The sequence below is a fragment of the Serratia sp. S4 genome, from assembly GCF_000347995.1.
Taxonomy (GTDB): Bacteria; Pseudomonadota; Gammaproteobacteria; order Enterobacterales; family Enterobacteriaceae; genus Serratia; species Serratia quinivorans.
Genome location: NZ_KB661120.1, coordinates 3,465,269 through 3,492,140, shown reverse-complemented (window position 1 = coordinate 3,492,140; position 26,872 = coordinate 3,465,269). Strand labels below are relative to the sequence as shown.

The following is a 26,872-nucleotide window of genomic DNA, read 5'->3' as shown; positions in this document are numbered from 1 at the left end:
CTGCGCTCTGATAGTGGGCCACCGGCTCACTATCAGGCATCTCCCCACGGCTTAAATTTTCTCTCAGCAAAACAGATTGCTGCAGTTTTTTATGCTTAATTACCTTTCATAGCCTGCTAATTAAATATTTAACTCCGACGCCGAGCCTATAGCATAGAAAAATAATAATTATGTTATGGCGAGGTTAATGGTGAGTGATGTTTTGGTTGCGGGAAGCGATGCGGTGGCCCAGTCACCGATCCATGAACAGGATTTGTCAGCAAGAATTGATGCGTTGCCGACCTCGGCCGGCCTGTGGAAGTTTATCGCTTTGCTGGCGTTGGGCGGTTTTTTTGAGCTTTATGACCTGTTCCAGACCGGTTATATCAGCACTGGTTTAATTGCCGAGGGGATATTCCATACCGGCGCGCAAGGCGTGTTCGGCGTCTCCGACCAGGCGGCTTTTGCCTCCGCCACCTTCCTTGGCCTGTTTATCGGTGCCAGCCTGCTCAGCCCCTACGCCGACCGTTTTGGCCGCCGCACCACCTTTATGTTTGCGCTGGCCTGGTATGGCGTGTTTTCGCTGTGCCTGGCCTTTCAGCATCAGGCAGAGTGGGTGATCTTCCTGCGTTTTTTGGTGGGAGTCGGATTGGGGATTGAACTGGTCACCATAGATACCTATCTGACCGAGTGGGTGCCTGCGCATCTGCGTACCCGGGCCTTTGCCTTTTCGTTTTTCATTCAATTTCTGTCGGTGCCAACGGTCGCGTTGATGTCGTGGTGGCTGGTACCACAGACCATTTTGGGTCTGAGCGGCTGGCGTTATGTGGTGATCGCCGGTGCCGTGGCTTCGCTGGTGATTTGGCTGGTGCGTAAAGGCTTGCCGGAATCCCCGCGTTGGCTGGCGCAGCAGCGACGTTACCCGGAGGTCAGGCAGGTAATGCTGGCGATGGAGCGTCGTTGCGGTGTTACCCAGGTGACGGAATTCCCGTTGCGTGATGCCGAATCAGCAAGTGAAACGCCCGCGCAGGGAAGCTTTAAAGATATCTGGTCGCCTCGTTACCGGGGCCGCACCCTGATGCTGGTGGTGATGAATTTCTTCCAGGCGATTGGTTTCTTCGGTTTTGGCAACTGGCTGCCAGCCTTACTGGCCGGAAAGGGCGCTTCAATCACCCACAGTCTGCTGTACGCCTTCTTTATTACCCTGGCTTATCCGCTGGGATCATTGCTGTGCAGTCGCTATGCCGACAAGATGGAAAACAAATGGCAGATTGTTCTTTCCTGCCTGGTGACGGTGATTTTCGGCTCACTGTTTGCCATGCAGAATAACCCTCTGTGGCTGATTCTGTGCGGGTTCTTCATTACCTGGTCCAATGCCTGGCTGACCTACAGTTACCACTCCTACCAGTCAGAAGTGTTCCCGACTTATATTCGTGCCCGTGCGGTCGGATTCTGTTATTCGTTCAGCCGATTGTCGACGGTATTCAGCAGCCTGATTATTGGCATGATCCTGCAATACGGCGGTTCGGTAGGGGTGATTGCGTTTATCGTTGCCAGCATGCTGATTGTGATGGTGGTGATCGGGGTGTTTGGTCCAAAAACTCGCGGTATCGATCTGGAAAACATCTAACCGAGCCACCCGGCGTTGCGCATTGAGACAACGCCGGGATCTTCATGCTGTTATAACTTAGGCCAGATCAAAACGATCGAGGTTCATCACCTTATTCCAGGCGGCGACAAAGTCGTATACAAAACTCGCCTGAGCGTCCGAGCTGCCATAGACTTCCGCCAGCGCGCGCAGTTGGGAATGTGAACCGAAGATCAGGTCGGCGCGGGTCGCCGTCCACTTGAGTGCGCCGGTTTGGCTGTCTTGGCCTTCAAACACGCCATCTTCGCCTGCCGCTTTCCAGGTGGTGCCCATATCAAGCAGATTGACGAAGAAGTCGTTGCTCAGTGCCTGCGGCCGTTGGGTCAGCACGCCGTGCTGGCTCTGGCCGACGTTGGCATTTAACACCCGCAGCCCGCCCACCAGTACCGTCATTTCCGGTGCCGTCAGCGTCAGCAATTGTGCTTTGTCGACCAGCAAGGCTTCGGCCGGAATGTTGAACTGGCGCTCCAGGTAGTTACGGAAACCATCGGCAACCGGCTCCATCGCTTCGAAGGAGTCGACGTCGGTCTGTTCCTGCGTGGCATCCATACGGCCCGGAGTGAAGGGCACGCTTACCGGATGACCGGCGTTGGCTGCCGCCTGTTCGACCGCTGCGGCACCGGCCAGCACGATTAAATCTGCCAGCGAGACGCGTTTGTTGCCCGACTGGGCATTATTGAACGCCTGCTGGATCTCTTCCAGCTTGGCCAGCGTTTGCGCCAGTTGCGCCGGTTGGTTGATTGCCCAGTCCTTCTGCGGTGCCAGACGAATGCGCGCACCGTTGGCACCGCCGCGCTTGTCGGACCCGCGGAAAGTGGAGGCTGAAGCCCAGGCGGTGGACACCAGTACCGAGATCGGCAGACCGGAAGTCAGGATGCTGGTTTTGAGATCGGCGATATCCTGATCGTTGATCAACTGATGGTCGACGGCCGGGATCGGATCCTGCCAAATCAGCTCTTCGGCCGGTACTTCAGGGCCGAGATAGCGGGCGCGTGGCCCCATATCGCGGTGGGTCAGCTTGTACCAGGCGCGGGAAAAAGCATCTGCGAGCTGGTCAGGATGTTCATAGAAGCGACGCGAGATCTTTTCGTATGCCGGATCGAAACGCAGCGACAGGTCAGTGGTTAACATGGTTGGGCGCTGTTTCTTCGCCGGATCGAACGCATCGGGAATGGTCTCGCCAACGTCTTTGGCTACCCACTGGTGGGCACCTGCCGGGCTTTGCGTCAGTTCCCACTCGTATTCGAACAGGTGTCTGAAGAAGTCGTGGTTCCACTGGGTCGGCGTGGTGGTCCAGGTGACTTCCAGGCCGCTGGTGATGGCGTCCTTACCTTTACCGGTGCCAAAACTGCTCTGCCAGCCGAGGCCCTGTCGTTCAATACCTGCGGTTTCCGGATCGTCACCCACATGCGAGGCCGGGCCTGCGCCATGAGTTTTACCGAAGGTGTGGCCACCGGCGATCAGCGCCACGGTTTCTTCATCATTCATCGCCATTCGGGCAAAGGTCTCGCGAATATCACGGGCGGCAGCGACCGGATCCGGGTTACCGTCCGGCCCTTCCGGGTTAACGTAAATCAGGCCCATTTGCACCGCTGCCAGCGGATCTTCCAAATCGCGATCGCCCGAGTAGCGGCTGTTCTGGCCGCCGCTCAGCTCCAGCCAGATTTTTTCCGACCCCCAATAGACGTCATCCGGCTCCCAGGTATCGGCGCGGCCGCCCGCATAGCCGAAGGTTTTAAAGCCCATGGATTCGAGTGCGACGTTACCGGTCAGGATAATCAGGTCGGCCCAGGAGATTTTGCGGCCGTATTTCTGTTTGATTGGCCACAGCAGACGTCGGGCCTTATCGAGGCTGACGTTGTCTGGCCAGCTGTTGAGCGGTGCAAAACGTTGCTGGCCTTCACCTGCGCCGCCACGGCCATCGCCGATACGATAAGTGCCGGCGCTGTGCCAGGCCATACGAATGAACAGGCCGCCATAGTGGCCGAAGTCTGCCGGCCACCACTCTTGTGAGTCGGTCATCAGGGCGTGGAGATCTTGTTTAACGGCGGCCAGATCCAGACTGTTAAAGGCTTTGGCGTAATCGAAGTCAGGGTCCATCGGGTCGGAGAGGGAGGAGTGCTGGTGCAGTGGCTTCAGGCTGAGTTGGTTGGGCCACCAGTCCTGATTCGAAGGGCCACGGCGTGGCGTGTTCGGTTTACCGCCACCCGAAAATGGGCATTTGCTTTCAGTTGTCATGATGCGCTCTCTGCTTCTGTAAGTTCGCTCGCCAGGTCCTGTCTGTCAGTACCTGGGGAGCCGGATATCGCGGGCTAATGCTCGCGTCGGGTGTTGCGCTAATGGTTTGTCTAATCAACTGATTTTAAATAATAAGAAATGAGGCTTCGCCAACCGCTGATGGGGCTCGCACTGACACTCAGTTCTAAGCTTAGTCAGTGGATGCAGATAGATAAAATAGGAATGGTTGAATGTTGTAATAGTCTGTGACTATTGAATTGGCATTGATTGATAGGGTTTTTCCGATGGTAAGGCTGGACGGGATTATCGAATAGTCAAACATAGCATTATCATCTGCCAGCCAAATGGAATCATTCGGCCTCTATCTATAGGCTATTCCTCCTATAATTGCTTCACGGGTCTAAACTATCAGCTTTGAATATATGTATTTTTTGACTTGCCGATTAAACAGGATGAAAATAATTTATTAGTCAGTGCCCACCACCATCACTAAATAAATCTATGCATTGATAATAAACATCGAAACCAGGGATTTTGCTTTCAGCCAATTCTGGAACCCAATAAAGAGGAGTTTGAATATTGAGTTAATTATACTCATTATATAAGGAGGGGTCATGCTTGGTAATATTCATAACGTTGATATCCGATTGTTACAGATATTTTTGACCATAGTGCAGTGTAATGGATTCTCGGCCGCTCAGGCACAGCTGAATATGAGCCAGTCCGCCATCAGTACATGTATGTCGACTCTGGAGACGCGTCTGGGCTTTCGCCTCTGTGAACGGGGTAAAAAAGGATTCAGTCTGACAGCGGAAGGGGAACAGGTGCTGTGTTATACACAACAACTGTTCGCCAAATTAGATGCTTTTGTTTTACAGGTTCATAACCTTTCAGGGCGATTACGCGGCGAGTTAATGATCGGGCTGTTGGACAGCACGTTGACGTTGCCCGAAGCAAAAATAGTTGAGGCAATAAGACGTTTTTATCAGCGTAATCATGAGGTAAGTCTGCAGGTTTTTATTAAATCACCAACGGAACTTGAACAGGAAATTATCAGCGGCGAACTGCATGCGGCGATATCTTATATTGGACACAGATTAGAGAACCTTGAGTATATCGATCTCTTCAGTGAAAAAATATCAATCTATTGCGGAAAGCACCATCCGCTGTATTTATCATCAAAGGTAACCTCCGAGGACTTACTGCGCTTCAGTTGGGTGAAGCGTGGCTATCTGATGCCGTCGGATTTGGTGCCTGTAATGCCACCACTAATCACTGCCACGGCCCACCAGATGGAGGCTGTCGCCTTACTGATTTTGGCAGGGACACACATTGGTTATCTGCCGCAACATTATGCTCAGCAGTGGGTTGATAAACAGGAAATGTACTTGCTGAAATCTGAAGAATTAAGCTATGAGGTGACTCACTGCCTTATTCTTCACCGAAATCGCCCGCATAATGAAGCACTCGAAGCCCTGGTGTCTGACATTCTTCTGGAACATGAATAACCCTACTGAAAATAATGCATGCTTATATATCACAACGCTTTCCGGTTAAACATCCATAAATGATAAAGTCAGCTTTGTTTTATATCTATTGTTAGCTATGTATTTCAGTCTTACGCTCAGTGGCACATCAATAAATATTCAGATGGGTACAGTGGCTGGAATACTGCTATCCGTAAATGGGCGTTTTACCAAACATCGAGGGATATGAAATGAGAGATAAATTTCGCGCCAGACACTATCTTGCCATGCAGGATTATACAGCAGAAGAGATCCGTTATTTGGTCGAGCTGGCAGCCGATTTAAAACGCAAATGGACCATGCGTGAGCCACATGAATATTTGCGTGGGCGTACCTATGGCATGATTTTCGAAAAAAAATCTACGCGTACCCGTAATTCCTTCCATGCCGCCGCAACGGCGCTGGGGGCTCAGTCTATCTATCTGCGCCCGGATGAAATGCAACTCAGCCGCGGCGAGCCAATTAAGGATACCGCCCGCATTATTGATCGCTATTTTGATGGTTTGTATATCCGAACTTATGGACAGGAAATTGTTCAGGAGTTTGCGCAATACATGAAAAATCCGGTGATTAACGCGTTAACGGCGCTGGAACATCCTTGCCAGGGGCTGGCCGACCTTCTGACCATTAAAGAAAAATTTGGTGAATGGAAAGGGGTAAAAGTCTGTTATGCCGGCGATGTCTATAACGTCTGTCATTCCCTGATGATTGGCTGCGGCATGATGGGAATGGATATTTACGTTGCTGCCCCTGAAGGGTACGAACCCGTACCGGAAATTCTGGCCTGTGCGCAGCAACACGCGGCGAAAAGCGGTTCCAAAGTCATCGTGACCCGGGATTTCGACGAGGCACTACGTGGAGCTGATGTGGTATATGGCAACACCTGGCACAGCATGGGTGAAAACGAAGCCCAGAAAGAAAAGCGCATTCAAGACTTTATGCCGTACCAGATCAACGCTCAGGCAATGGCGAAAGCGCGTAAAACGGCGGTCTTCATGCATTGCCTGCCGGGTTACCGTGGCGAAGATATGACAGATGAAGTCATTGAAGGGCCACAGTCCGTGGTGTGGGATCAGGGTGAAAACCGCATGCACACCGTGAAGGCCGTTATGGTGGCTACGGCGGTCTAGCATTCCGGCTCAAAGGCGAGGGAGCCAAAATTTTGGCTCCTCCGCGTAATGCCGTCAGATATCACTTCTACTTTTAGTCGCCATCCGTACTTCACTAAGGAGTTTGTTATGAGCCAATCTGTGGAGAGTAAAACACATCTAAAAAAAGCCATTACCTTCAATGGTTTCTTGGGGATGGGTATTGGCTGCGTTTTTGGTGCTTCCTGGTTGGTACTTACCGGCACCTGGCTAAGCACCGCCGGTGGCCCATCCAATGCGGCACTGGCCATTTTGCTCTGCCTTCTCATTGAACTTCCCCTTGCGCTGGCTTATCTGGAAGCCATCTCGGCGGTTCCGCTGGCAGGCGGAGAGGCTGCGTATTCTTACCTTGCCTTCGGTAGTTTTGCCGCGATGATTGCCGGATGGTTCGGCGTGTTGGTGAATATCATTTTATGCGCCTGGGAAGCGCTGGCGATCACTACCATGCTGGGCTACCTGCTGCCTTCCATGAAGAGTGCGGCGATTCTCTATGAGGTCGGCGGGTTTGCGGTCAGTGCTCCATTATTGATTATCGGGCTGTTACTTGTCGCGGGGATCGGCATGATGCAGCACCGGGGGGTAAAACTTTCATCAACGTTACAGACGGTCATTACAGTGACTGTTTTAACCCTGGTTATCGTCTCGCTGATTGCGTGTTCATTCTATATCAACCTTGAAAATCTCAGTCCGTTACAGAGCAAACCGACCTTTGCCGGCGTGGTGGCTCTGCTGGCGCTCCTGCCATTTTCTATTGCCGGATGGGAAACTATAGCCAAGGGGGCGGAAGAAGCCTCTGCCAGCCTAAGCCGTAAAAAAACCGCTCTCGCTTTGATTATCTCTTTGGTCATCGCCACCTTTATGTATCTGATTACCATGCTGGTTCCTTCGGCCATTGTGCCGTGGCAAAGCCTGATGACCATGGATATCCCCTTTGCTCATGCAGCAGAAATAGTGACAGGTACGCCAGTTTGGGGGTTGGTATTAACGGCGGCTGCTTGTTGCGGAGTCGTGGGGGTTTATAACGCCTGTTTTTATGGCGCAACTCGTTTACTCATGTATATGAGCCAGGTGGGTTTAATTCCGGCCGCTTTCTCCCGGTTGCACCCGGTTTACCATACGCCAACGGTAGCCATCCTTTTCGTTTCATTAATAGCCGCTTCTGCCTGTCTGCTGGGTAAAGCCGTGTTTCTCCCACTGGTCACCGTGGCCGCTTTTTCCTATATCGTCTTGTGGGGATCAACGCTGTTTTCCGTGATGCGACTGCGGAAATTGCGCCCTGAGCTTCCGCGCCCACTTCCCACTCCGGGAGGAAAATTCACCCTGGCTGTGGGGGCCATTGTGACTCTGCTTATGGCTGCGGCCATGTTGGTTCCTGGCAGCCCGGCGTCGCTTAAGTGGCCCTATGAGCATCTGCTATTGGGTGTGCTGCTGGTGATTGGCATGATCCTCTATTTGTTGCGGGATAAATCTGTTTCCGGAGAAGAACAGGCCAAATTGATACTGGAAAATATTCCTACCGAAATAGTGAAAAAAGACTGACCACTCAATATAGGCATTCGGATTAATTCTGTACTCATATCGATGAAAATACCCTGAATGTATCTTGTGAAATAAAGATAATTAAGAGGTTGAAAATGGAAAGAAGCTATGTAAAAAATGCAACTAATAGACTGAAGAAGGTTTTATTATGTCCACCAAAACATTTTTCATTCCAGCCTATTAATGTCATTACTGAAGACTGGCTGGAAAAAGGCGAGTCAGCCGATATTAGCGCATTTCGGCGCGAACATGATGCGCTGGTTCAGGCTTATCGTGAAAACGGCGTTGAAGTGGTATTGATGGATCCTGATCCTGACCTTCCTTATCAGGTTTATGCGCGCGATTTCGGTGCCTGTGTCGCGGAAGGCTTCATTATGGGGAGGTTCCGCGAACCTTGCCGGCAGGGGGAAACGGCAACTTATGAGGCCAAGATGAAACAGCTTGGTATCCCCTGCGTTGCACGCTGTACCAGTGGGGCATTTGAGGGCGGTGATTTCTGGATGATAGATGAGCACACTATTGCTCAGGGCGTGGTGGCAAGAACGGACTATGACGGCTACAAGAACATTGAACGCCAGATGTGGGAACTGGGTTACACCATGGTACCTATCTTCTGTAAGCGTGAAAATCTTCACCTGGACATGTGCTTTAATATTGTTGCAGAGAAAGTCGCGGTCGTTTGCAAAGCCGCGCTTCCCGATGAGTTTTTAAATCTGCTTGCCAGAAGAAAATTCACCCTGATTGATGTTCCGCAACAGGGGGTATTCCGCCATCATTGTAATTTGCAGGCATTGGGTGATGACCGGGTGCTGACCTTTAAAAATAATAAAGAGACCAACCAGCAACTTGCTGCTTTGGGAATTAAAACCATTGAAATTGAATTGGAGGAAATTCTCAAAGGTGGCGGTGGGCCTCACTGCATGACTTTCCCATTAGAACGGGCATGAAATAGTCAGCCATCTAAAGGGGAGGGTAGGGCTTCCCCTTTCTTATCTGTCAGGGAACAGGAGAGGATAATTATGAGAATACTTATAGCATTAGGCGGCAATGCGCTATTAAAACGTGGGGAAGCCATGACCGCAGAAAACCAGCGGCGAAATATCGTTATAGCCTGTGAAGCTATTTCCCGTCTGGATGGAAAACACCAGATAATTATCAGCCATGGAAATGGGCCACAGGTAGGATTATTAGCACTGCAGTCTGAGTCCTACGCCGATAAAGTTGAGCCCTATCCCTTTGATGTTTTGGGCGCGGAAAGCCAGGGGATGATTGGTTACATGCTGGAGCAGGAGCTACGCAATCATATGCCCGGCAGGCAGGTTGCCTGTTTGCTGACTCAGGTAGAGGTTGATATCAACGATCCTGCAGTCAAACAACCCAATAAATTTATTGGGCCGGTCTATAACGAAGAACAGGCCAAAAAATTAATGCAGGAAAAAGGCTGGATAATAAAACCGGATGGTAAATATTACCGCCGCGTTGTTCCCAGCCCACAGCCATTGGCGATCGTCGAAATTGAGACATTACGCACGCTGGTAAACAATGATGTGATTGTGATTGCCGGCGGCGGTGGCGGTATCCCGGTCACCACCCTCAGTTCGCAAAGCCGTGGGCTGGAGGCCGTTATAGACAAAGACCGTTGCTGCAGCCTGATGGCTCAGCAGCTGGATGTTGACTTACTGATTATCGCGACCGACGTCAGCAGAGTTTTCACTGATTTTGGCACGGCGGACAGCAAAGCAATTAAAGCCGCTAATCCACACGCACTGCTTGAAATGGATTTTCCGGCAGGTTCAATGTGGCCCAAGATCCAGGCTACGTGTGAGTTTTCTATCAATAGAGGCAGATCGGCAGTGATCGGATCGCTGGAGGACATTGTTGATATGGTCGATGGACGGGCGGGAACCTTGATCAATAAAGATATTGATGGCGTGGCGTTTCACTGACGAGCACCTTAAAGCTCGTTGATTACACATGGGTGTACCAGATATTGGCACCGCGGCTATTCCGGGCTATCAGCCAAAGCGACATGGCAAAGGAGACAATTGTGGTTATTGATCTCTCCCTCATTGGGCTTTACTTGTTATTGGTGTTAGGCGTGGGGTGGCTGGGCTGGAAGCGCGCAAAAACGCGAGATGATTATGCCGTGGCGGGCAGGCGTCTCGCGCCGTTGATGTTCACCGGGACTATGGCCACGACGGTGCTTGGCGGTGCGGCAACCATGGGCAGTATGGGACTCGGCTATCAATATGGTATCTCTGGGTTATGGCTGGCAACCAGCCTGGGAATGGGGCTCATTGGTCTGAGCTTGTTTCTGGTTACCCCGTTGTTGAAACTCAATTTGCACACCGTAACTCAGGTTCTGGCGATCCGTTATCGTCCCCGTGTTCGTTTGTTGGGAGCGGCTATTATGATGGTCTATGACCTAATGGTTGCGGTTACCTCCATTATCGCCATAGGCAGCATTATCGAGGTTTTGTTGGGCATCCCCTTTCTGTATGCCATCTGGATCGGTGGCGGGGTGGTGGTTATTTATGTTTTTCTGGGGGGGATGTGGTCATTAACCATGACTGATATTTTTCAGTTTATTATGATGACGGTCGGAATACTTTTTATCTTAATGCCTGCCAGTATTATTCATGCCGGTGGTTGGCAAAATATGCAGGATATTTTACCCGAGGGTTTCTTCTCTCTGAACAATATTGGCTTACCGAATATCGTTACTTATTTTTTAATCTACTGCCTGGGAATGTTTATCGGGCAGGACATCTGGCAACGCATGTTTACCGCACGAAGTGCCGGCGTTGCTCGCTGGGGAGGCTTCGTCGCCGGGGTTTATTGTATTGTCTGGGGCGTGATGGGTGCAGTTATCGGCATGAGTTGTCGGGTGTTTTTGCCCGATATTGGCAACCCGGATGCCGTATTCATGAGCGCCGTACAGACGGTGCTTCCCGTAGGCCTTCGGGGGATTGTCATTGCTGCTTCACTCGCGGCACTCATGTCTACAGCCAGCGCCTGCATGATGGCGACCTCAACCCTGTTTGTTTATGATATTTATGCCGCTTTATTCAAGAAAGAAAAATGTTCAATTAAAACAGATCGCTGCGCAACCCTGGCCTTTGGTTTCACTATACTGATCATCGCCAGTTTGATTGGCGATGTTATTACTGCGCTGACTGTCGCTTATACCATTCTGGTTGGCGTGCTGTTGGTCCCCCTGATTGGAGCCATTTGTTGGCAAAGGTCTTCAACCACCGGGGCGATATCGGCAATGGTGTCCAGTGCTGTCATCATCATCTATTTTATGGCCAGATACGGAATGCAGGCTAACAGTGTGACCTATTACGGGCTGTTGGCGAATCTGGTGACCTTCGTGACAATAAGCCTGTTATGGCCTGATTTTCGGGCACCAACCCCGCAGAATTAATCGGAAACTCAATTCTCGTGGGCTTCCTTACTGAGAATTCGGGAGCGGCAAACGTCCAAAATCTCATCTGCCAGCGCGGAGTCATCAGGGCAGGCGCGGGACAGCACCAGAGCACCGACAAGATGTGCGATGGTATCGATCAGGTCGGCACGCGTTAAGTCACCTTCGCCATTTTCATTGGCTAACAGAGCCAGCTGACGTTCAATGCCAGCCGCAAACGTCGCCTTAATCGATTCAGATTGGCGCGCCGTATCAGTACCTAGTGCCGACATCACACAACCCTTGCCCATATCATCACGATGCTGGCGGGAGAGATAGTTTTCAACAAATTGTTCCCGGTTCACACCCGCCGTATTTTCTGCGGATTGCGTAAAACCACAGCTCATCGCCTCTGCCATCAAATCAGCCTTGGAAGCAAAGTGCTTATAGAACCCGCCATGAGTTAAACCTGCCGCAGACATCAGCTCTGCTACACCCACGCCGTCATAGCCTCGCTCACGAAACAACGCTGAAGCTGTTTCAACAATACGTATTCGGTTTGCACGAACCTGCTCTTTAGAAACCCTCATTGCTCTGCCTCTTCTCCTAAAACTCATGTCGTAAGTATACATTGATGATGATCGTAATCAAACGGATTGACTTTTTAGATTACGATCATCATCATTGAGATAGTCCCGTTAGCCACACTATCAGGGTTCTACAGACATCGCAGTTTGCGAATTTTATTTACTCATTGATAAAGAAGGGTATTTCATGACCAAACCAACAGTTCTGATTACAGGCGCTTCCACAGGCATTGGCGCCGTATATGCTGAACGGTTCGCACGCCGGGGCCATGGCCTGGTTCTGGTCGCCCGCGACAAGACAAAACTTGATAGCCTCGCCGAGCAGTTGAGACAAGAAAGGGGTATTGCCGTCGACGTTTTGCCTGCTGACCTCACGCAAGCGGATGATTTAGCGGCTGTTGAAGCTCGTTTACGTGATGACACGCGGATAGGCATTCTTATCAATAACGCGGGTATCGCGCAGTCGGGCAGCTTTATAGAGCAGACGTCTGATTCGATTGAGCAGCTTATCGCGCTTAATGTAACGGCTTTAACCCGACTGGCTAATGCTGTGACGCCACGGTTTGTGCTGGCTGGCGAGGGCGCTATCGTCAACATCAGTTCCGTCGTCGGGCTCGCCCCTGAATTTGCAATGTCGGTTTATGGCGCAACCAAAGCCTTTGTTCTGTTCCTGTCTCAGGGCATGAATATTGAGCTGTCGCAGAAGGGGATTTATGTTCAGGCAGTGCTCCCTGCCGGGACTTATACGGAAATTTGGCAACGTGCAGGTATCGACACCAACGCTTTGCCCCAAATGATGGAAGTGGGCGAATTGGTTGATGCAGCCCTGGTTGGTTTTGATCGGCGTGAACTCGTTACCATCCCACCTTTGCAGAATGCCGCACGTTGGGACAACCTCGATGCTGCGCGTCAGACCCTGCTATCGGATATCAAACAAGATGAAGCTGCAGAGCGATATAAAACCATTTAGACAATAAGGGTACTGCTCAGAACAATCGTTCAGCTGCCTGCACGGCAGGGGAAAAAAATGAATAATAAGACGATGAAAGCCTTCACGTTTAAGCGTTACGGTAAATCTCCTGAATTAGGGTTTGATAACGTAGATTATCCTTCGCTCAAGGCTAATGAAGTCTTGGTTAAAGTTTACGCTGCGGGCCTAAATCCAATCGACAATATGATACCAACCGGAATATTTAAGCCGGTTCTGCATTTTAAGCTTCCCGCAACATTGGGTAGCGATCTGTCTGGGGTTGTTATTGCCGTGGGAAGTCGCGTGACTCGTTTTTCCCCAGGCGATGAAATCTTCGCCAGCATCTTCGATACGGGAACGGGGTCTCTTGCCGAATTTGCCGTGGTGCCTGAGAGCGCTGCGGCTATAAAACCGGCAAATCTTGATTTTGTACAGGCGGCTTCGCTCCCTATGGTTAGCCTCACGTCCTGGCAAGCTCTGACAGAGCGTGTCAGGCTACGGCCTGGTCAGAAGGTTTTCATCCCGGCAGGTTCTGGAGGAATAGGCACCTTTGCTATCCAACTGGCGAAGCAATTGGGCGCAACCGTGGGGACGACAACCAGTACGGGCAATATCGAATGGGTGAGGAGCCTGGGGGCTGACGAAGTCGTTGACTATAAAAAAGAAGAGTTCGAAAAAGTATTGGTTGGCTATGATGTGGTACTTGGCACCATCAGGGGAGATACGATTGAAAAATCCACCCAGATCCTTAAGCCTGGAGGAAGTATTGTTTCTCTCGTCGGGCCGTTAGATGTCAAATTTGCGCGGGCTAGAGGGTTAAATTTCTTTCTGACTTTTATCTTCAGGCTTATGAGCCGCAATATTATGCGTCTTTCAAAAAAGCGGGGCTTAACCTATACGTTTCTATTCGTTCGACCAGAAGGTGATCAACTCAGCCAGATAGGTAAACTGGTAGAAACCGAACAAATCAAACCCATGATCGACAAGGTATTCCCCTTTGCTCAAACAAAGGAGGCGCTTGCCTACCTTGCGCAGGGGCATGCAAAGGGAAAAGTGGTTATCAAGATGCAGGATTAATTCCTTATTCTATGCTGCCGTGTTGCCGTTGTCGGATAAGTGGCTATCATCTTTCCTTTAAACCCTTGCCGCTGCCGAAAGGATTGCCTGCCACTATGCCCGTGAATTTTGATCTCAACGATCTCTACGCCTTCCGCGCGTTGGTTGAATACGGCAATTTTCGGCTTGCCGCGGAGTCCATCTGCCTTTCTCAGTCAGCATTGAGCCGCAGGATAGAGAAGCTGGAATCCGCTCTGGGCATTAAGCTGTTCGATAGAACCACCAGACGTGTCACGCTAACCCTTTATGGACAGACTTTCGCCGAGCGTTCAGATCAACTATTGATGAACGTTGAGTTGGTATTAGCAGATATCAATAAAGTCAGTCAGGACAGAACGGGCCTGGTCACCGTCGCCACGGTGCCTTCAGCGGCATACTACTTCATGCCCGACGTGATTCGCCGCTTCCAGGCTCGCTATCCCCGAGTGCGCGTTAAGCTTATCGATAGCAGTGCAGGCAATGTCATCGAAGCGGTTAGCAGTGGCCAGGCTGACTTCGGCATCTGTTTTGCGAGAAACCTGCAACCTAATATCGAATTCCTGCCGTTGATTGGGGATGTTTATGTGGCTGCCTGCAGGCGCGATCACCCTCTGGCCACTAAAAAAAACCTGACCTGGCGCGAGTTTTATCAGCAGGATTATGTGGGGCTGGATAAAACCTCCGGCAACCGCAATCTGCTCGATCAGATGCTGGCGCATATCATCCCTGAGCGTCCCAGCCTCTGCGAAATCCGCCATGTGACGACCCTGCTGGGCATGGTTGAGGCGGGTATCGGCATTGCCGCCGTACCCGCTATGTCTATGCCGGGATCAGATCATTCGGTGCTGACTCACCTGCCGCTGACCGAGCCGGTTGTCAAGCGCACCGTCGGCCTGATCCGGCGCAGCGGACGTATGCAATCCTATCTTGCCGCTGAGTTGGAAAAATTGATTACTGAACAGTATCACTCTGCCTAGCCGGTTGTTCAGCCTTCACGGTTCTCATCCCGGTGGCGCGAATGGTTTTTTGCGCCTGCGAGGAGGACAGGAAATCCAGTAGCGCTTTGCCTTCCTGACGATGTTCGGCTTTGGCAGTGACCGCACCGGCAAAACGGGTAATGTACTGGACATTGTCAGGCAGTTCGCCAATAAAGGTTACGCCCGGGACAGGGAGCAGTTCACTAACCTGCTGGAAACCTAGCGCATATTTTCCTTTTGCCACCTCGGATGCCACCGGAATGCGTTCAACCTTATGCGCTTTCTCCTTCACCTGGTCTTCAATACCCAGTTTTTGGAACAGCTGGCTGCTGACATATCTGCCGCTGGCACTGTCAGAATAGGCAATGGATTTAGCCTGCAGCAGGGTATTACGCAGCTCTGCATCATTTTTGATATTGGGTTTAGGGTCACCTTGTTTGACCACTATGCCAATCGGCGAGTCGGCCAGTTCCACGCGCGAACCCGGCTGGGTCCAGTTATCCTTTTCCAGCTTTTTTAGCGCATCGCCCACCATAATCACCACGTCGGCATTTTCGCCGCGAGCCAGGCGTGCTGGGATCGCCTGGGGCGTATTGCCCATCGAGGGGCCGGACACCAAAATGATTTTGTCGCCACTCTTTGCTTCAAACTCTGGCGCCAGTTTTTCCAGTGCGGCTTTAAAGCCCCCTGAAATCATGACGGTCACTTCTTTAGCTTGTACTCCCGTACTGACAGAGAAAATCACCAACGTGGCGAGCAATGAACGATAGATTTTTTGCATGACGTAATCCCTGATTTAAGCGGCTGTTTGTAAAGATAATGGGCTGCGACGGTACAGATAGAACGTCGCCAGCAATGCACATAACGCAGCAAAACTCATCCAGTAGCCGGGGGATGCCTTATCGCCGGTGTACTCGATCAGCGCGGTAGAAATGACCGGTGTAAATCCGCCAAAGACAGCGGTCGCCAGGCTGTAGGCCAGTGAGAAACCGGCAACCCGGACCTCCGTCGGCATGATCTCGGTTAACGCCGGGATCATGGCACCGTTGTAGAGCCCATAGATGAAGGAGAGCCATAACAGCACCGTGAGCATCATTGAGAAACTGGGAGCTTCAGCAAGCAGGCCAAGTGCCGGATACGCAGTAACCAGTGCCAGCAGGGCCATGGTAATCAGGACAGGTTTACGACCAAAGCGGTCTGACAGAGCGCCCCCAACCGGCAGCCAGAGGAAGTTGGATATCGCTACCAGCAAGGTCACCAGCAGGCTGTCAGAGGCGCTCAGCATCAGCACTTTTTTACCGAACGTCGGTGCATACACGGTGATCAAATAAAACGCGGTGGTGGTCATGGCGACCATCAGCATGCCGGCAATAACCACCTGCCAGTTTGCCAAGAGGGTTTTAAACACCTCGCGCATCGCCAGGTGGTTGCGACGGGCGTTAAACTCCTGGGTCTCTTCCAGTTTGCGGCGCAGGAAAAAGATGAAAGGGACAATCAGGCAACCGAACAGGAAAGGCAGACGCCAACCCCATTCGCGAATGGCGCTTTCTTCCATGACGGCATTCAGGGCGAAACCCATCGCCGCAGCCACCATAATGGCCACTTGCTGGCTGCCAGACTGCCAACTGGTGTAAAAGCCTTTACGGCCAGGGGTGGCAATCTCGGCCAGGTAAACGGATACGCCACCCAGTTCGGCACCGGCTGAGAAGCCTTGCAATAAACGGCCGCCCAGCACCAGCAACGGCGCCCAGATCCCGATCGTCTGATAGGACGGAATGAGTACAATCAGGAAGGTCCCGGCGGCCATGATCGACAGGGTAACAATCAGCCCTTTACGTCTGCCGACTTTATCAATGTACGCACCCAACACGATTGCACCGATAGGACGCATCAAAAAGCCCGCGCCAAAGACCGCGAAGGTCATCATCAACGAGGCAAATTCACTGCTGGCCGGAAAAAAGGTATGGGCGATGTAGGTGGCATAGAACCCGAACAGGAAAAAATCAAACTGCTCCAGAAAGTTGCCAGAGGTAACTCGCAGTATCGCGCTGATTCGGGCCCGGCGGGTCATGGGGGCGTTAGAGGAATGCATCTTAATCTCCAGTTTGTCATTGACGCTTTTACTGCGCCTGTTTCTGCAGACTGGATCAGGTCAATAAAGTAAATAAGCGCAATAAACGCATCAGCTGATGCGTTTGCCGCATGAATCAACGTTAACAATTGAATGCGATAAGCCGTAACGGGTCGTTAACAATAATTCCCCTGCGCCGACTTGTTCGCTGGACGCTAAAACTTCATGCGCGTTTTGTGACAAGCCTCATACAGGGGAAAGGGCGGAAAAATGCTGAGAGGGAGATAGTGAGGTAGTTCATGGGTTGGTAAACTCACTACCGCGATCAGATTTGCTTATCCTGATTACTATTTTCAGCCGATCTCTGAGTCTCTTTCATGTAGTCAATAAAAGCGCGTAATGGGCCGGACATATATTGGCGATTAGGATAATAGAGTTGCAGGGATGGGCGTTCGGGGAGCCAATCGTCCAGAACCTTGGCGAGCTTGCCGCTTTGCAGATGTTCTTTCACCTGTTCGTAATAGAGATAGCCCAGCCCGGCTCCGCACAGAACCGCCTCAAGCGCTGAATCCATATCGTCGAGCATGATATTCCCAACCGGAGCCACTTCAAGTTTCCCTGATGGGTTTTCAAATTCCCAGAGATAAGGGCGGCCGCTCTGGAAACGAAAAATGACGCTTTGGTGATGAATCAGCTCGCACGGATGTGTCGGTGCAGGATGATGCTTAAGGTATTCAGGCGTGGCAACCACCACCAGTTTGATTTTCGGCCCGATAGGGACGGTAATCATGTCTTTTTCTACCCGGTTATTCAGGCGGATCCCGGCATCGAACTCCTGTCGGACAATGTCCACCAGCTTGTCATCGGTGGTGATCTCCACTTTTATGTCCGGATATTTGCGGCTGAACCCGGCGATTATCGGCAACAGAAAGAGACGTGAGGCCAGGCGTGAAGTATTGATTTTCAGAGTGCCCATTGGGGCATCGCGAAAGCAATTCATTTCGTCGAGTATGGTATTGAATTCATCAAACACCGGGCGCAGCCGTTCAAAAAGGGTTAATCCCGCTTCAGTCAGTGCCACGCTGCGAGTGGTGCGATTAAATAAACGGACCTTTAATCTCTGCTCCAGCTGCTTGATGGAATGACTCATGGCGGAGGGGGATAACCCCAGCTCATCACCCGCCTCCCGAAAACTTTTGTAGCGTGCGACGGCAATAAACGAAGCAAAGTCTGAAAAGTTCGGCTGCATTAGTGAATTTTCCTCAATAACCCATCTCAAATACTACGTTTTACACAACTATCCTGCGGCCGTAAAGTAATAGTTCTTTCACGAAATTTAATGGTAATTATATGAAATTAAATAATATTTATTTTATATGGGCCCATCCGCGTCCCGATTCTTTAACCGCGCAGGTGGTGGGTGAGATGCAAAGAGAGGCGGCGCGTCAGGGCTACAATGTTTCCAGCCTTGATCTCTACCGCAGCCATTTTGATCCGCTACTCAGGGTGGAAGATGAGCCGGACTGGGATAATCCGCAGAAAACCTATTCGGAAGAGGTGCATCGGCTTTTCAATGAGCTGGAGGATAAGGACACACTGGTTTTGGTGTTCCCCGTATGGTGGTATGCCTTTCCGGCAATGCTTAAAGGCTACCTGGAACGCGTTTGGAACTATGGTCTGGCCTACGGCGCAGGGAGTGGTCTGACGGATAAAAAGATCCGCTGGCTGGCTTTGGTGGGCGGTTCACAGTCAGGATTCATTAAGTACGGCTGGGAAAAGAACATGACCGATTACATTAATGGCAGCATGGCCTATCTGGGTGTTGAGGATGCAAGGATCGATTTTCTCTATAACACGATTGGCGTAGAGGAGGGGATCACCGACGGTGAGGCCCACTACCAAAAACTGTTCGCTGAAGCGCGTGAGGTTGTCAGTTCTCTGAGAGCAACCAGTGAAGCCTGAGCACTAACGCCTGGCTAAAATACCAAAAGCAGACTTCCGGAGAAGCCTGCTTTTCTAATTTGGCGGGGTTATTTAGCGGCGAGTTCTCTGCGGATGATCTCAGCGCCTGCACTTAAAGCATTGAGCTTGCCTGTGGCTACCCGACGAGACAACGGGGCCATGCCGCAGTTGGTTGAAGGGTAGAGCTTGTCGGCGTCAACAAACTGCAGTGCCTTGCGTAAAGTATTGGCGACTTCCTCCGGTGTTTCTATGGCATTGGTTGCCACGTCAATGGCACCTACCATCACTTTTTTACCGCGGATCAGTTCAAGCAAGTCCATTGGAACATGCGAGTTATGACATTCCAGTGAGATTATATCGATATTGGATGTCTGCAGTTTGGGGAAAGCTTCTTCATATTGACGCCATTCTGACCCCAGAGTCTTTTTCCAATCGGTATTGGCTTTGATGCCATACCCGTAGCAGATATGCACCGCCGTTTCACATTTAAGCCCTTCAATGGCTCTTTCTAAAGCGGCGATCCCCCAATCATTCACTTCATCAAAGAAAACATTAAATGCCGGCTCATCAAACTGGATAATATCGACACCGGCCGCCTCTAACTCTCGGGCTTCCTGGTTGAGAATTTTAGCGAATTCCCAGGCCAGTTTTTCGCGGCTTTTATAGTGGCTATCATAAAGCGTATCTATCATCGTCATTGGGCCTGGCAGGGCCCATTTAATTGGCTGCTTGGTTAGCTGACGTAAAAACCGGGCGTCTTCAACAAACACTGGCTTTTGACGGGCCACCGCACCGACGACAGTGGGTACACTGGCATCATAGCGATTACGAATTCTGACCGTCTGCCGTTTTTCAAAATCAACGCCGCTCAGGTGCTCAATAAAGGTCGTGACAAAGTGTTGGCGCGTTTGCTCGCCATCACTGACAATATCAATGCCTGCCCGTTGCTGATCTTCCAGGGACAAGCGCAGGGCATCTTGTTTACCCTCAATCAGTTCCTCATCCTGCAATTTCCAGGGTGACCAAAGTGTCTCTGGTTGTGCCAGCCAGGAAGGCTTGGGTAAGCTGCCGGCAGTCGAAGTAGGTAATAATATTTTCATAATGGATGACCTTTTATTTTTGGTTAATCAAAGCGCGCAGTGAGCAGACCATTGCTCAAAAATAGTCTTATAGGGTTTGATAAAGTGTTCTTCAGTAAATTTCCCCTGCTCAATGGCCAACTGGCTACGCTCTTCACGGTCATAAACAATTTTTGTTAATGAATGATCCTGGTGATTCAGGGCCGGCTGATAGTATTGTCCGGCTGCAGAGTTTGCATTGTAAATTTCAGGGCGGTAAATCTTTTGGAAAGTCTCCATCGTGCTGATGGTACTGATAAGTTCAAGATCGGTGTAATCACTAAGCAAATCACCAGAAAAATAAAAGGCCAAAGGCGCAACGCTATTTTTTGGCATAAAATAGCGAACCTGCAAGCCCATCTTGCTGAAGTATTTTTCAGTCAAAGAAGAATCGTTTTGCTGGTATTCAATGCCTAATACAGGATGCTGATTCCCAGTCTGGTAATAGGTGTCTTTACTTGAAACACTTAAGCATATTACCGGTGATTTTTTAAAGTTATCTTTGTACTCATTTGAGTTGACGAAATATTTAAATATATTCCCGTGCAAGTTGCCAAAGTCATCTGGAATGCTAAATCCGGCTTGGTTATTATTGTGCTCTAACAGCAACACACTGAAGTCATAATCTCGCACGTAAGAAGAGAAATTATTCCCTACGATACCTTCAGTGCGTTTGTTGGTTTTTTTGTCAATAATGTTGGTTTTTAATATCTCAATGACGGGGAAGCTATTGTCATTGTTTTTAATATTCATCTCAACGGAAATGATTTCAAGTTCGACAGAATAGCGATCGCCTTTGGGGTTATCCCAATGCGCCAGGGTATTGAAACGATTGTCAATCATCACCAGAGTATTGCGCAGGTTTTCCTGACGGTTTTTGCCTCTGGCCAAATTGGCAAAATTGGTCGTAATGCGCGTATTTTCGGAAGGGTTATAGTTTTCATCGAAACTACTGCTCTTGATAGTAAATGTAAAATCTTTGTTCATCGTGATCTTGCACCCTGATTTCTGGTATGAAAACTGAATCTAACTTTTTGATTTACCAGAAACTACTGGGTTTCTCATTCGTCAGTCTTCATGTTGTCAGTAAGTTAACATTGCATCTTTTATGCCAGAGCCACGGAATGAGTGAAAGCGACTTAATTTCATTACCACATGAGGCATATTCATGATCTGGGGTGCGGAGGGGGGAAGTGTCGATAGTGGGGGCAGTGACGGGTCAAAAAGCTTTGAGAAACGCCCCCTACAAATGCCGTTGGTGTTTAGCGCTTCAACCCGGCCCCTCGCTTCCTGCCGCCAACAAAGGAACCAGGATGTCACTAATGGGGGTAGGAATACCCTGCGCATGACCATAACGCTGCACGACGCCGTTGCGTATCTCCCATTCCAGCGGGCGATTCGCCTGGCGATCGGCGAGAATGGAGGTACCCAAGTCCACAGGCGCACGATGAAAACCGTCAACGATCTCCTGGGGAACGTTATCGCTAAGTACCGCACCTTCGGCTCGTGCGACAGACAGACATTCATGCAGATAAGCCAGTGCCAGTTTCGTGATATCCCCGCGTGAGAACATTCCCGCACGGCGGTTTGCAAGAACCATCAGGCCCGCGACCGCATTTTGCAATAGTTTGCGCCAGGCGATCGAGAGGAAATCGGATGACAACTCAACGCTGCAGCGGCTACCGCTGAGCGCATCAACGACCCGTTTTACCTGCGGCACATCCGGGAGTGTCAAACGCGGTTTAGCCCGCAGGCGGACAGAGGAATCTGGTTCGCGCTGTGCCGGGAACCATACGACCGAAGGCAGTACCGTTGCTCCGTTAACATAGGGTTCCAACAGAGTTTTCTGTTCGACGCCGTTTTGCAGCGCACACACGACAGTGTTTTCATTGCATAACGCGGCAAGCCAATGGGCGCTCTCAGCCACCTGGGTCGTTTTCACCGCCACAAAGACCAGATCGAAGGGTTGGGTGCTGGTCGGCGGCCTGCTCAATACCGGACCAGGAACCACCACTTCACCTTCATCGTAACGAAGAATTAATTGTGGGTGCGCGGTGCGCCCGCAAAGTAGTGGCGTGCGGCCGACTTCGTGCAATGCAGCAGCGATAGTGGTACCAATCGCACCGGGACCAATCAGAGCAATAGTAGGGAAGTCAGGCATTTCAAGTCCTCCTGTTATCGTCAATCCATCAACAGCGTGCCGGTAGCACTCACCGTGCTCGCCAGTATTTTGCTGAACGTGAGTATTTCACCGAGAAACAGATAACCCAGGACTGCGGCAAACAGCAAGCTGATTTCGTGTCGCACCGATAGCCAGAACGAGCATAAAAAAGCTCAAAGCGAGATTGTGTTCAAAGAGTTTTAACAGTCTGCTTTGTGCCAAAAGCGGACGTTACTTGTATCGTCGTTTGTTAGTTTATGGGGGGAGCTTATCCTGAGGCGCCTGTTAAACAAGTTGTGATTAACAGGCCGTTCTTAATTGCGAAAATGCAGAATGTAGTAGAAATCCTGACTCAAATGAGTTTTATGAGGCGCAGAATGACGAGGTCTTTGAAAAATTGATTATTTTCGGATTTTGGTAAGAACTCTTCCTAAATTTCCTGAAATGATTTAGTTTAAATTTTGAGACATATTGATTCCGGTAATATGAAAGCCATTCTTATGATAAATTGCTTTGGCTGAGGCATTCTCCGGAGCTACCCTAAGTCCGACTTCATTGATGTCCATTACTTTTAGCAATTTTTTCATTACGCACAAAGCCAAACTGCCGAATCCACGGCTGCGCCAATTAGGATAAATGTAGAAATCACATATCCATGCTGATGGCCTGGTGATCGACAACCACAGGTAGCCAATAACCTGCTCTGGTTCATCAAGCTGTTGAATACACCACAGCTGATTAGCTGGGGTCGCAACACCTTTAGTCAACACTGTATCAATAGATTCTATGGCTTTGAGTAGTGCTTTTTCGGAGAGATATCCCCGATTTTTTTGAAGATCCTGCGCATATTCATTGATGAAAAGAGAACGATAATTTTCGAATTCTTCCTCATTCATATCCCTGAGAGTAATCATACTATCTTCCTGATTAGGTAGTTATGTGTTGAAGATATCACCTAGAAACTGTTTTTCAAGCCTCTCTGTTAAGGAATATTTTCTCTGCAAGTATTAATCACCACTGAGAATGTTGATATTTGAGAATAGCTAGTAAAACAGAACTAACTGATTATTGCTAAGGTCTGCTCCTCGCTCGTAGCAGCCATCCACCAAAACAAAAGCAAAAAGCCCGCTCAGGTTTCCCTGAGCGGGCTTCTCTAATATGGCTCCTCTGACTGGACTCGAACCAGTGACATACGGATTAACAGTCCGCCGTTCTACCGACTGAACTACAGAGGAATCGTTTGAACGGCCGGAATCATAACGGGGTGTTGGCAGCATGTCAAAGGTGGATTACGCATTCTGTGACTGTTTGCTTACAGAATGCGCAACCCGTTGAGCTTTTGGCAGATTTAGCTCCGTTCTGCACGTTTTAGACGCAATTGATAATGGTAATGGCTGCGGTTGAGCAGGTAGTCCTGATTAACGCTCGGGCTCCAGGAGTCGTCACCGCCCACCCCCATGTGAAAACCGTCCAGGCTGAGCCAGGTGCCGGCTTCCGGTTGTAGCAGGTGCTGGTGGCTGCATTCCATCAACTGGCGCAGGCCGTAGCGGCTGAGCGAGAAGTGGAACCGTCCGTCGATGTACCAGCCACCGTACTGCAGGCTGCGGGTCTCGCAGCGCAGCCCGTTCTCGCCGGGGAAGATATACGGCGTGTGCAACGCTTCCAGCGGCTGCTGCCAACGCCCAAATTGCGCGGCGAGGCGGCGGTCCGGGTAGTTCTCATGCGGGCCCAGCCCCAACCATTGCGCCTGTGGATGAATTTCTTTCAATTGGCAGCTCAGGCCAATACGTGCCGGTGGCGGCAGACTGGCGGCAATATCGACGTCGACGCTGATGTTGACGGCGCCCTCGCTGTCGAACAGCCACTGTTTGCGGCTGCGCAGCAGCGTTTGCCCATCGGCTTCGAACAGGTGTTCACTCACCACCCGCACGCCGTCGCTCAATTGATCGGCCTGCAACAGCGTGCAACGCTCCTCCAGCCGATACATACCCGCCAGCTTCCAGCGTTCTACCCAGGCGTTGGGATCGATGCGCTCGACTTCGCTGATGCCGATGTCGTTATCCAGCGGCGCACGGATAAAGTTATCGCGCAGTGGCGTCAGCAGTTGAGGGTGGTCATGTTGCCACCATTGGCTCAGGCAGCCGTCGTGGCGTGTAAACTGCCAGCGTTGATGGCCATGGGTGATGTCGATAGTTTGCTCATTTTGGCTCAGCTGTGGCACTGACCCGTCCGCTGTCGCTGGTGCAAAATGCAGCGTTCGTGGTACCAACCATTGGTCCCAGGCGCAGCGATGGTTGGCCTCGGACCAGTCGGTGGCCTGCGGTTGTACCACTTCGATATTCAGCCACAGTTCGCCGGGTTGATGGAGCATCGGCAAGCGTTCGAGTAGTGGGAAGCTGGCGCTGCTCTGCGGTAGCAGGCTGAGATCGAAGCTGCCGCTGGCGCGCTCTATGCCATCGAGTTCCAGCCGCCAGTTCAGTCGTTCATTGTCGGTTTGGCGGAACAGATACTCGCTGTTGACGGTCAGCGTCAGCGTTTCGGCGTCGAAGGTAAACTGGAAAAATTGTTGGGCGCGCTGCGCTTCAAACAGCGCGGGATGCGGAGTGCGATCGGGGAATACCAGCCCGTTAAGGCAGAATTGTCGATCGTTCGGCGTGTCGCCAAAGTCGCAACCATAAGCCCAGTATGGGTTGCCGTTTTCATCACTGCGGGTCAGTGCCTGATCGACCCAGTCCCAGACGAAGCCACCCTGCAGGCGCGGATACTGACGGAAGGCCTGCCAATAGCGGTCAAAACCCCCGAAGCTGTTGCCCATCGCATGAGCGTATTCACACAGGATCAGCGGGCGATGCTCATCCGGCAGGCCGATCCACTTTTTGATTGACCACTTGGGCACGGCGGGGAACGGCTGATCCTGATCCACCCGCGCATACATCGGGCAGATAATATCGGTGGCGGCGCTGTTGGCACCTCCGCCTTCGTACTGAACCGGGCGGGTAGGATCCTGAGTTTTCACCCAGCGATACAGCGCGTCGTGGTTGCAGCCGTGGCCGGATTCGTTACCCAGCGACCAGATAATAATACAAGGGTGGTTGCGGTCACGCTGCACCATGCGGGTTACGCGTTCGCTCATTGCCGGCAACCACAGCGGATCGTCAGACAGGCGGTTCATCGGCTGCATGCCGTGGGTTTCAATATTGGCTTCATCCACCACATACAGCCCGTAGCGATCGCATAGCCGGTACCACAATGGATGGTTCGGGTAGTGTGAGCAGCGCACCGCGTTGAAGTTGTGTTGCTTCATCAGCAGGATGTCATGGCGCATGGTGGCCTCGTCCATCACCTGGCCGTGCTGCGGATGATGTTCGTGGCGGTTGGTACCGCGGATCAACAAGGGCTGGCCGTTAAGCTTCAGCAGTCCATTGCTGATTTCCACCTGGCGGAAGCCGACGTCATAGGCCTCCACCTCAATAATTTTTCCTTCCGGCGACAGCAGGGTGACGGTTGCGCGGTACAGCGTGGGTGTTTCCGCGCTCCACAACGCCGGTTGTTCCACCGGGAGGCACAGGGTAGTGCGATCCTCATAGGCACCGCGTTCGTCGATAATTTCACTGCCGAATGCCTGAGTTTTTTCCCCAACCAGCTGGCCATCACGCCATAGCTGCAACTGTACCCGGTGCTGCGCGGGCTGGTTGATGTGAACTTCCGCCACCAGTTCGCCACGGCGGAAACTGTCATACAGCGGGGTGGTGATGCGGATATCGCTCAGATGCGTGGCGGGTTTATGCAGCAGGCTGACGTCGCGGAAAATACCGCTCATGCGCCACATATCCTGATCTTCCAGATAGCTGCCATCGCACCAGCGCAGCACCATCACCGCCAGTCGGTTCTCACCGGCCTGCAACCAGGGGCTGAGATCAAACTCGGCGGGCAGGCGGCTGTCCTGTGAATAACCGACCCAGTGGCCGTTGCACCACAGATAAAACGCCGAGTTGACGCCGTCAAAAATGATGCGCGTCTGGCCTTCCGCCAGCCAGGCAGGGTCGACGGTAAACTGCCGCGAATAGCAGCCGGTCGGGTTTTCCTCTGGTACCTGTGGCGGATTGACCGGGATCGGGTAGCGGACGTTGGTGTAGATCGGCGCGTCATAAGCGGCAAGTTGCCAGTTGGACGGCACCGCAAGAGTATCTGCGTCGGTCAGGTCCTGTTGTAACCAACCGTCGGGTACCGCCTGGGGCTTATCGAAATAGCTGAACTGCCAGTCGCCGTTCAATATTTGCCGGCTCTCGCTGCTCTTGTCATCACGGGCGGCATTCAGGTTGCGCCAGCTCGAGAAAGGCGGATGTGCAGCCAGCCGCTGATAATGGGTACAGGCCGGATTTTGCCAGTCCCGGCGGGCGAGGAGGTCTTTCAGGGAAGGATAGGGCAGGCTACTCATCGGCGATCG

General features: G+C 51.4%; 22 protein-coding genes and 1 tRNA gene. 11 read left to right on the top strand and 12 right to left on the bottom strand.

The genetic code is table 11. The features are described 5' to 3' along the window. Positions 1-187 precede the first annotated feature (187 nt). Positions 188-1,609: an MFS transporter gene (locus SERS4_RS0117055; protein ID WP_017893411.1), complete on the top strand. Its 1,422-nt coding sequence runs from the start codon at positions 188-190 to the stop codon at positions 1,607-1,609. Positions 1,610-1,666: 57 nt separating this feature from the next. Here SERS4_RS0117055 and katG read toward each other — a convergent pair whose 3' ends face one another. After that, positions 1,667-3,865, bottom strand: a complete 2,199-nt coding sequence (gene katG / locus SERS4_RS0117050) for a catalase/peroxidase HPI (RefSeq protein WP_017893410.1) — start codon at positions 3,863-3,865, stop codon at positions 1,667-1,669. A gap of 614 nt (positions 3,866-4,479) precedes the next feature. On the opposite strand from katG, the gene SERS4_RS0117045 reads away from it, so the two are divergent. The 6 genes from SERS4_RS0117045 to SERS4_RS0117020 all read left to right on the top strand — a co-directional run bounded on the left by SERS4_RS0117045 (position 4,480) and on the right by SERS4_RS0117020 (position 11,505). Then, positions 4,480-5,373 (top strand): LysR family transcriptional regulator, encoded by an 894-nt coding sequence (locus tag SERS4_RS0117045; protein ID WP_017893409.1) that lies wholly within the window; start codon positions 4,480-4,482, stop codon positions 5,371-5,373. A gap of 209 nt (positions 5,374-5,582) precedes the next feature. After that, positions 5,583-6,521, top strand: coding sequence for an ornithine carbamoyltransferase (gene argF / locus SERS4_RS0117040; protein ID WP_017893408.1), 939 nt, complete (start codon positions 5,583-5,585; stop codon positions 6,519-6,521). A 108-nt stretch (positions 6,522-6,629) separates the two neighbouring features. Beyond that, complete coding sequence (locus SERS4_RS0117035) at positions 6,630-8,078, top strand: APC family permease (protein WP_017893407.1); 1,449 nt, start codon at positions 6,630-6,632, stop codon at positions 8,076-8,078. Between the two features lie 95 nt (positions 8,079-8,173). Beyond that, a complete protein-coding gene (locus SERS4_RS0117030) occupies positions 8,174-9,025 on the top strand; it encodes a dimethylarginine dimethylaminohydrolase family protein (RefSeq protein WP_012145904.1) in 852 nt (283 codons plus the stop codon). 72 nt (positions 9,026-9,097) lie between these two features. Continuing rightward, positions 9,098-10,024 (top strand): carbamate kinase, encoded by a 927-nt coding sequence (arcC, locus tag SERS4_RS0117025; protein WP_026142448.1) that lies wholly within the window; start codon positions 9,098-9,100, stop codon positions 10,022-10,024. Positions 10,025-10,125: 101 nt separating this feature from the next. Then, positions 10,126-11,505, top strand: a complete 1,380-nt coding sequence (locus SERS4_RS0117020; RefSeq protein WP_017893405.1) for a sodium:solute symporter — start codon at positions 10,126-10,128, stop codon at positions 11,503-11,505. A gap of 8 nt (positions 11,506-11,513) precedes the next feature. Here SERS4_RS0117020 and SERS4_RS0117015 read toward each other — a convergent pair whose 3' ends face one another. Then, a complete protein-coding gene (locus tag SERS4_RS0117015) occupies positions 11,514-12,074 on the bottom strand; it encodes a TetR/AcrR family transcriptional regulator (RefSeq protein ID WP_026142447.1) in 561 nt (186 codons plus the stop codon). 184 nt (positions 12,075-12,258) lie between these two features. Between SERS4_RS0117015 and SERS4_RS0117010 the strand changes: the two genes are divergently transcribed. From SERS4_RS0117010 to SERS4_RS0117000, 3 genes are all read left to right on the top strand, one after another. Then, positions 12,259-13,041: an SDR family oxidoreductase gene (locus SERS4_RS0117010; protein ID WP_017893403.1), complete on the top strand. Its 783-nt coding sequence runs from the start codon at positions 12,259-12,261 to the stop codon at positions 13,039-13,041. Positions 13,042-13,098: 57 nt separating this feature from the next. After that, the gene (locus SERS4_RS0117005; RefSeq protein ID WP_017893402.1) at positions 13,099-14,118 is read left to right on the top strand and encodes an NADP-dependent oxidoreductase; all 1,020 of its coding nucleotides are present in this window, start codon (positions 13,099-13,101) and stop codon (positions 14,116-14,118) included. 95 nt (positions 14,119-14,213) lie between these two features. Next, entirely contained in the window at positions 14,214-15,113 is a 900-nt protein-coding gene (locus SERS4_RS0117000; RefSeq protein ID WP_017893401.1) for a LysR family transcriptional regulator, read from the top strand. Here the strand turns inward: SERS4_RS0117000 and SERS4_RS0116995 are convergent. The 3 genes from SERS4_RS0116995 to SERS4_RS0116985 form a co-directional block, all read right to left on the bottom strand. Continuing rightward, positions 15,088-15,894, bottom strand: a complete 807-nt coding sequence (locus SERS4_RS0116995; RefSeq protein WP_017893400.1) for a substrate-binding domain-containing protein — start codon at positions 15,892-15,894, stop codon at positions 15,088-15,090. The genes SERS4_RS0117000 and SERS4_RS0116995 overlap by 26 nt on opposite strands. A 15-nt stretch (positions 15,895-15,909) precedes the next feature. Beyond that, positions 15,910-17,205 carry an MFS transporter gene (locus tag SERS4_RS0116990; protein WP_026142446.1) on the bottom strand — a complete coding sequence of 432 codons (1,296 nt, stop codon included), beginning with the start codon at positions 17,203-17,205 and terminating at the stop codon, positions 15,910-15,912. 304 nt (positions 17,206-17,509) lie between these two features. Then, on the bottom strand, positions 17,510-18,433 hold the full coding sequence (locus SERS4_RS0116985; RefSeq protein ID WP_017893398.1) for a LysR family transcriptional regulator: 924 nt from the start codon (positions 18,431-18,433) through the stop codon (positions 17,510-17,512). Positions 18,434-18,534: 101 nt separating this feature from the next. On the opposite strand from SERS4_RS0116985, the gene SERS4_RS0116980 reads away from it, so the two are divergent. Continuing rightward, on the top strand, positions 18,535-19,146 hold the full coding sequence (locus tag SERS4_RS0116980) for an NAD(P)H oxidoreductase (protein WP_017893397.1): 612 nt from the start codon (positions 18,535-18,537) through the stop codon (positions 19,144-19,146). A 68-nt stretch (positions 19,147-19,214) separates the two neighbouring features. Here SERS4_RS0116980 and SERS4_RS0116975 read toward each other — a convergent pair whose 3' ends face one another. From SERS4_RS0116975 to SERS4_RS0116945, 7 genes are all read right to left on the bottom strand, one after another. Then, positions 19,215-20,246 carry a methionine synthase gene (locus SERS4_RS0116975; protein ID WP_026142445.1) on the bottom strand — a complete coding sequence of 344 codons (1,032 nt, stop codon included), beginning with the start codon at positions 20,244-20,246 and terminating at the stop codon, positions 19,215-19,217. A 27-nt stretch (positions 20,247-20,273) separates the two neighbouring features. Continuing rightward, positions 20,274-21,251, bottom strand: coding sequence for a DUF1852 domain-containing protein (locus SERS4_RS0116970; RefSeq protein ID WP_017893395.1), 978 nt, complete (start codon positions 21,249-21,251; stop codon positions 20,274-20,276). Positions 21,252-21,534: 283 nt separating this feature from the next. Beyond that, entirely contained in the window at positions 21,535-22,425 is an 891-nt protein-coding gene (locus tag SERS4_RS0116965; RefSeq protein WP_017893394.1) for an oxidoreductase, read from the bottom strand. Positions 22,426-22,445: 20 nt separating this feature from the next. Further along, a complete protein-coding gene (locus tag SERS4_RS27405; protein WP_017893393.1) occupies positions 22,446-22,571 on the bottom strand; it encodes a hypothetical protein in 126 nt (41 codons plus the stop codon). A 303-nt stretch (positions 22,572-22,874) separates the two neighbouring features. Continuing rightward, entirely contained in the window at positions 22,875-23,339 is a 465-nt protein-coding gene (locus SERS4_RS0116955) for a GNAT family N-acetyltransferase (protein WP_017893392.1), read from the bottom strand. 245 nt (positions 23,340-23,584) lie between these two features. After that, positions 23,585-23,660: transfer RNA gene (locus SERS4_RS0116950), tRNA-Asn, on the bottom strand. A 113-nt stretch (positions 23,661-23,773) separates the two neighbouring features. Further along, on the bottom strand, positions 23,774-26,863 hold the full coding sequence (locus SERS4_RS0116945) for a beta-galactosidase (RefSeq protein ID WP_017893391.1): 3,090 nt from the start codon (positions 26,861-26,863) through the stop codon (positions 23,774-23,776). Positions 26,864-26,872: the final 9 nt, after the last annotated feature.

What these genes read in the sequence shown, in the direction of transcription:
- SERS4_RS0116970 (WP_017893395.1), bottom strand. Translation starts at nt 21,251, where the DNA reads ATGAACAAAGATTTTACATTTACTATCAAGAGCAGTAGTTTCGATGAA.
- SERS4_RS0117015 (WP_026142447.1), bottom strand. Translation starts at nt 12,074, where the DNA reads ATGAGGGTTTCTAAAGAGCAGGTTCGTGCAAACCGAATACGTATTGTT.
- SERS4_RS0116995 (WP_017893400.1), bottom strand. Translation starts at nt 15,894, where the DNA reads ATGCAAAAAATCTATCGTTCATTGCTCGCCACGTTGGTGATTTTCTCT.
- SERS4_RS0117035 (WP_017893407.1), top strand. Translation starts at nt 6,630, where the DNA reads ATGAGCCAATCTGTGGAGAGTAAAACACATCTAAAAAAAGCCATTACC.
- arcC (WP_026142448.1), top strand. Translation starts at nt 9,098, where the DNA reads ATGAGAATACTTATAGCATTAGGCGGCAATGCGCTATTAAAACGTGGG.
- SERS4_RS0117030 (WP_012145904.1), top strand. Translation starts at nt 8,174, where the DNA reads ATGGAAAGAAGCTATGTAAAAAATGCAACTAATAGACTGAAGAAGGTT.
- SERS4_RS0117000 (WP_017893401.1), top strand. Translation starts at nt 14,214, where the DNA reads ATGCCCGTGAATTTTGATCTCAACGATCTCTACGCCTTCCGCGCGTTG.
- SERS4_RS0116980 (WP_017893397.1), top strand. Translation starts at nt 18,535, where the DNA reads ATGAAATTAAATAATATTTATTTTATATGGGCCCATCCGCGTCCCGAT.
- SERS4_RS0117045 (WP_017893409.1), top strand. Translation starts at nt 4,480, where the DNA reads ATGCTTGGTAATATTCATAACGTTGATATCCGATTGTTACAGATATTT.
- argF (WP_017893408.1), top strand. Translation starts at nt 5,583, where the DNA reads ATGAGAGATAAATTTCGCGCCAGACACTATCTTGCCATGCAGGATTAT.
- katG (WP_017893410.1), bottom strand. Translation starts at nt 3,865, where the DNA reads ATGACAACTGAAAGCAAATGCCCATTTTCGGGTGGCGGTAAACCGAAC.
- SERS4_RS0116955 (WP_017893392.1), bottom strand. Translation starts at nt 23,339, where the DNA reads ATGATTACTCTCAGGGATATGAATGAGGAAGAATTCGAAAATTATCGT.
- SERS4_RS0116965 (WP_017893394.1), bottom strand. Translation starts at nt 22,425, where the DNA reads ATGCCTGACTTCCCTACTATTGCTCTGATTGGTCCCGGTGCGATTGGT.
- SERS4_RS0116985 (WP_017893398.1), bottom strand. Translation starts at nt 18,433, where the DNA reads ATGCAGCCGAACTTTTCAGACTTTGCTTCGTTTATTGCCGTCGCACGC.
- SERS4_RS0116990 (WP_026142446.1), bottom strand. Translation starts at nt 17,205, where the DNA reads ATGCATTCCTCTAACGCCCCCATGACCCGCCGGGCCCGAATCAGCGCG.
- SERS4_RS0117005 (WP_017893402.1), top strand. Translation starts at nt 13,099, where the DNA reads ATGAATAATAAGACGATGAAAGCCTTCACGTTTAAGCGTTACGGTAAA.
- SERS4_RS0116945 (WP_017893391.1), bottom strand. Translation starts at nt 26,863, where the DNA reads ATGAGTAGCCTGCCCTATCCTTCCCTGAAAGACCTCCTCGCCCGCCGG.
- SERS4_RS0116975 (WP_026142445.1), bottom strand. Translation starts at nt 20,246, where the DNA reads ATGAAAATATTATTACCTACTTCGACTGCCGGCAGCTTACCCAAGCCT.
- SERS4_RS0117010 (WP_017893403.1), top strand. Translation starts at nt 12,259, where the DNA reads ATGACCAAACCAACAGTTCTGATTACAGGCGCTTCCACAGGCATTGGC.
- SERS4_RS0117055 (WP_017893411.1), top strand. Translation starts at nt 188, where the DNA reads ATGGTGAGTGATGTTTTGGTTGCGGGAAGCGATGCGGTGGCCCAGTCA.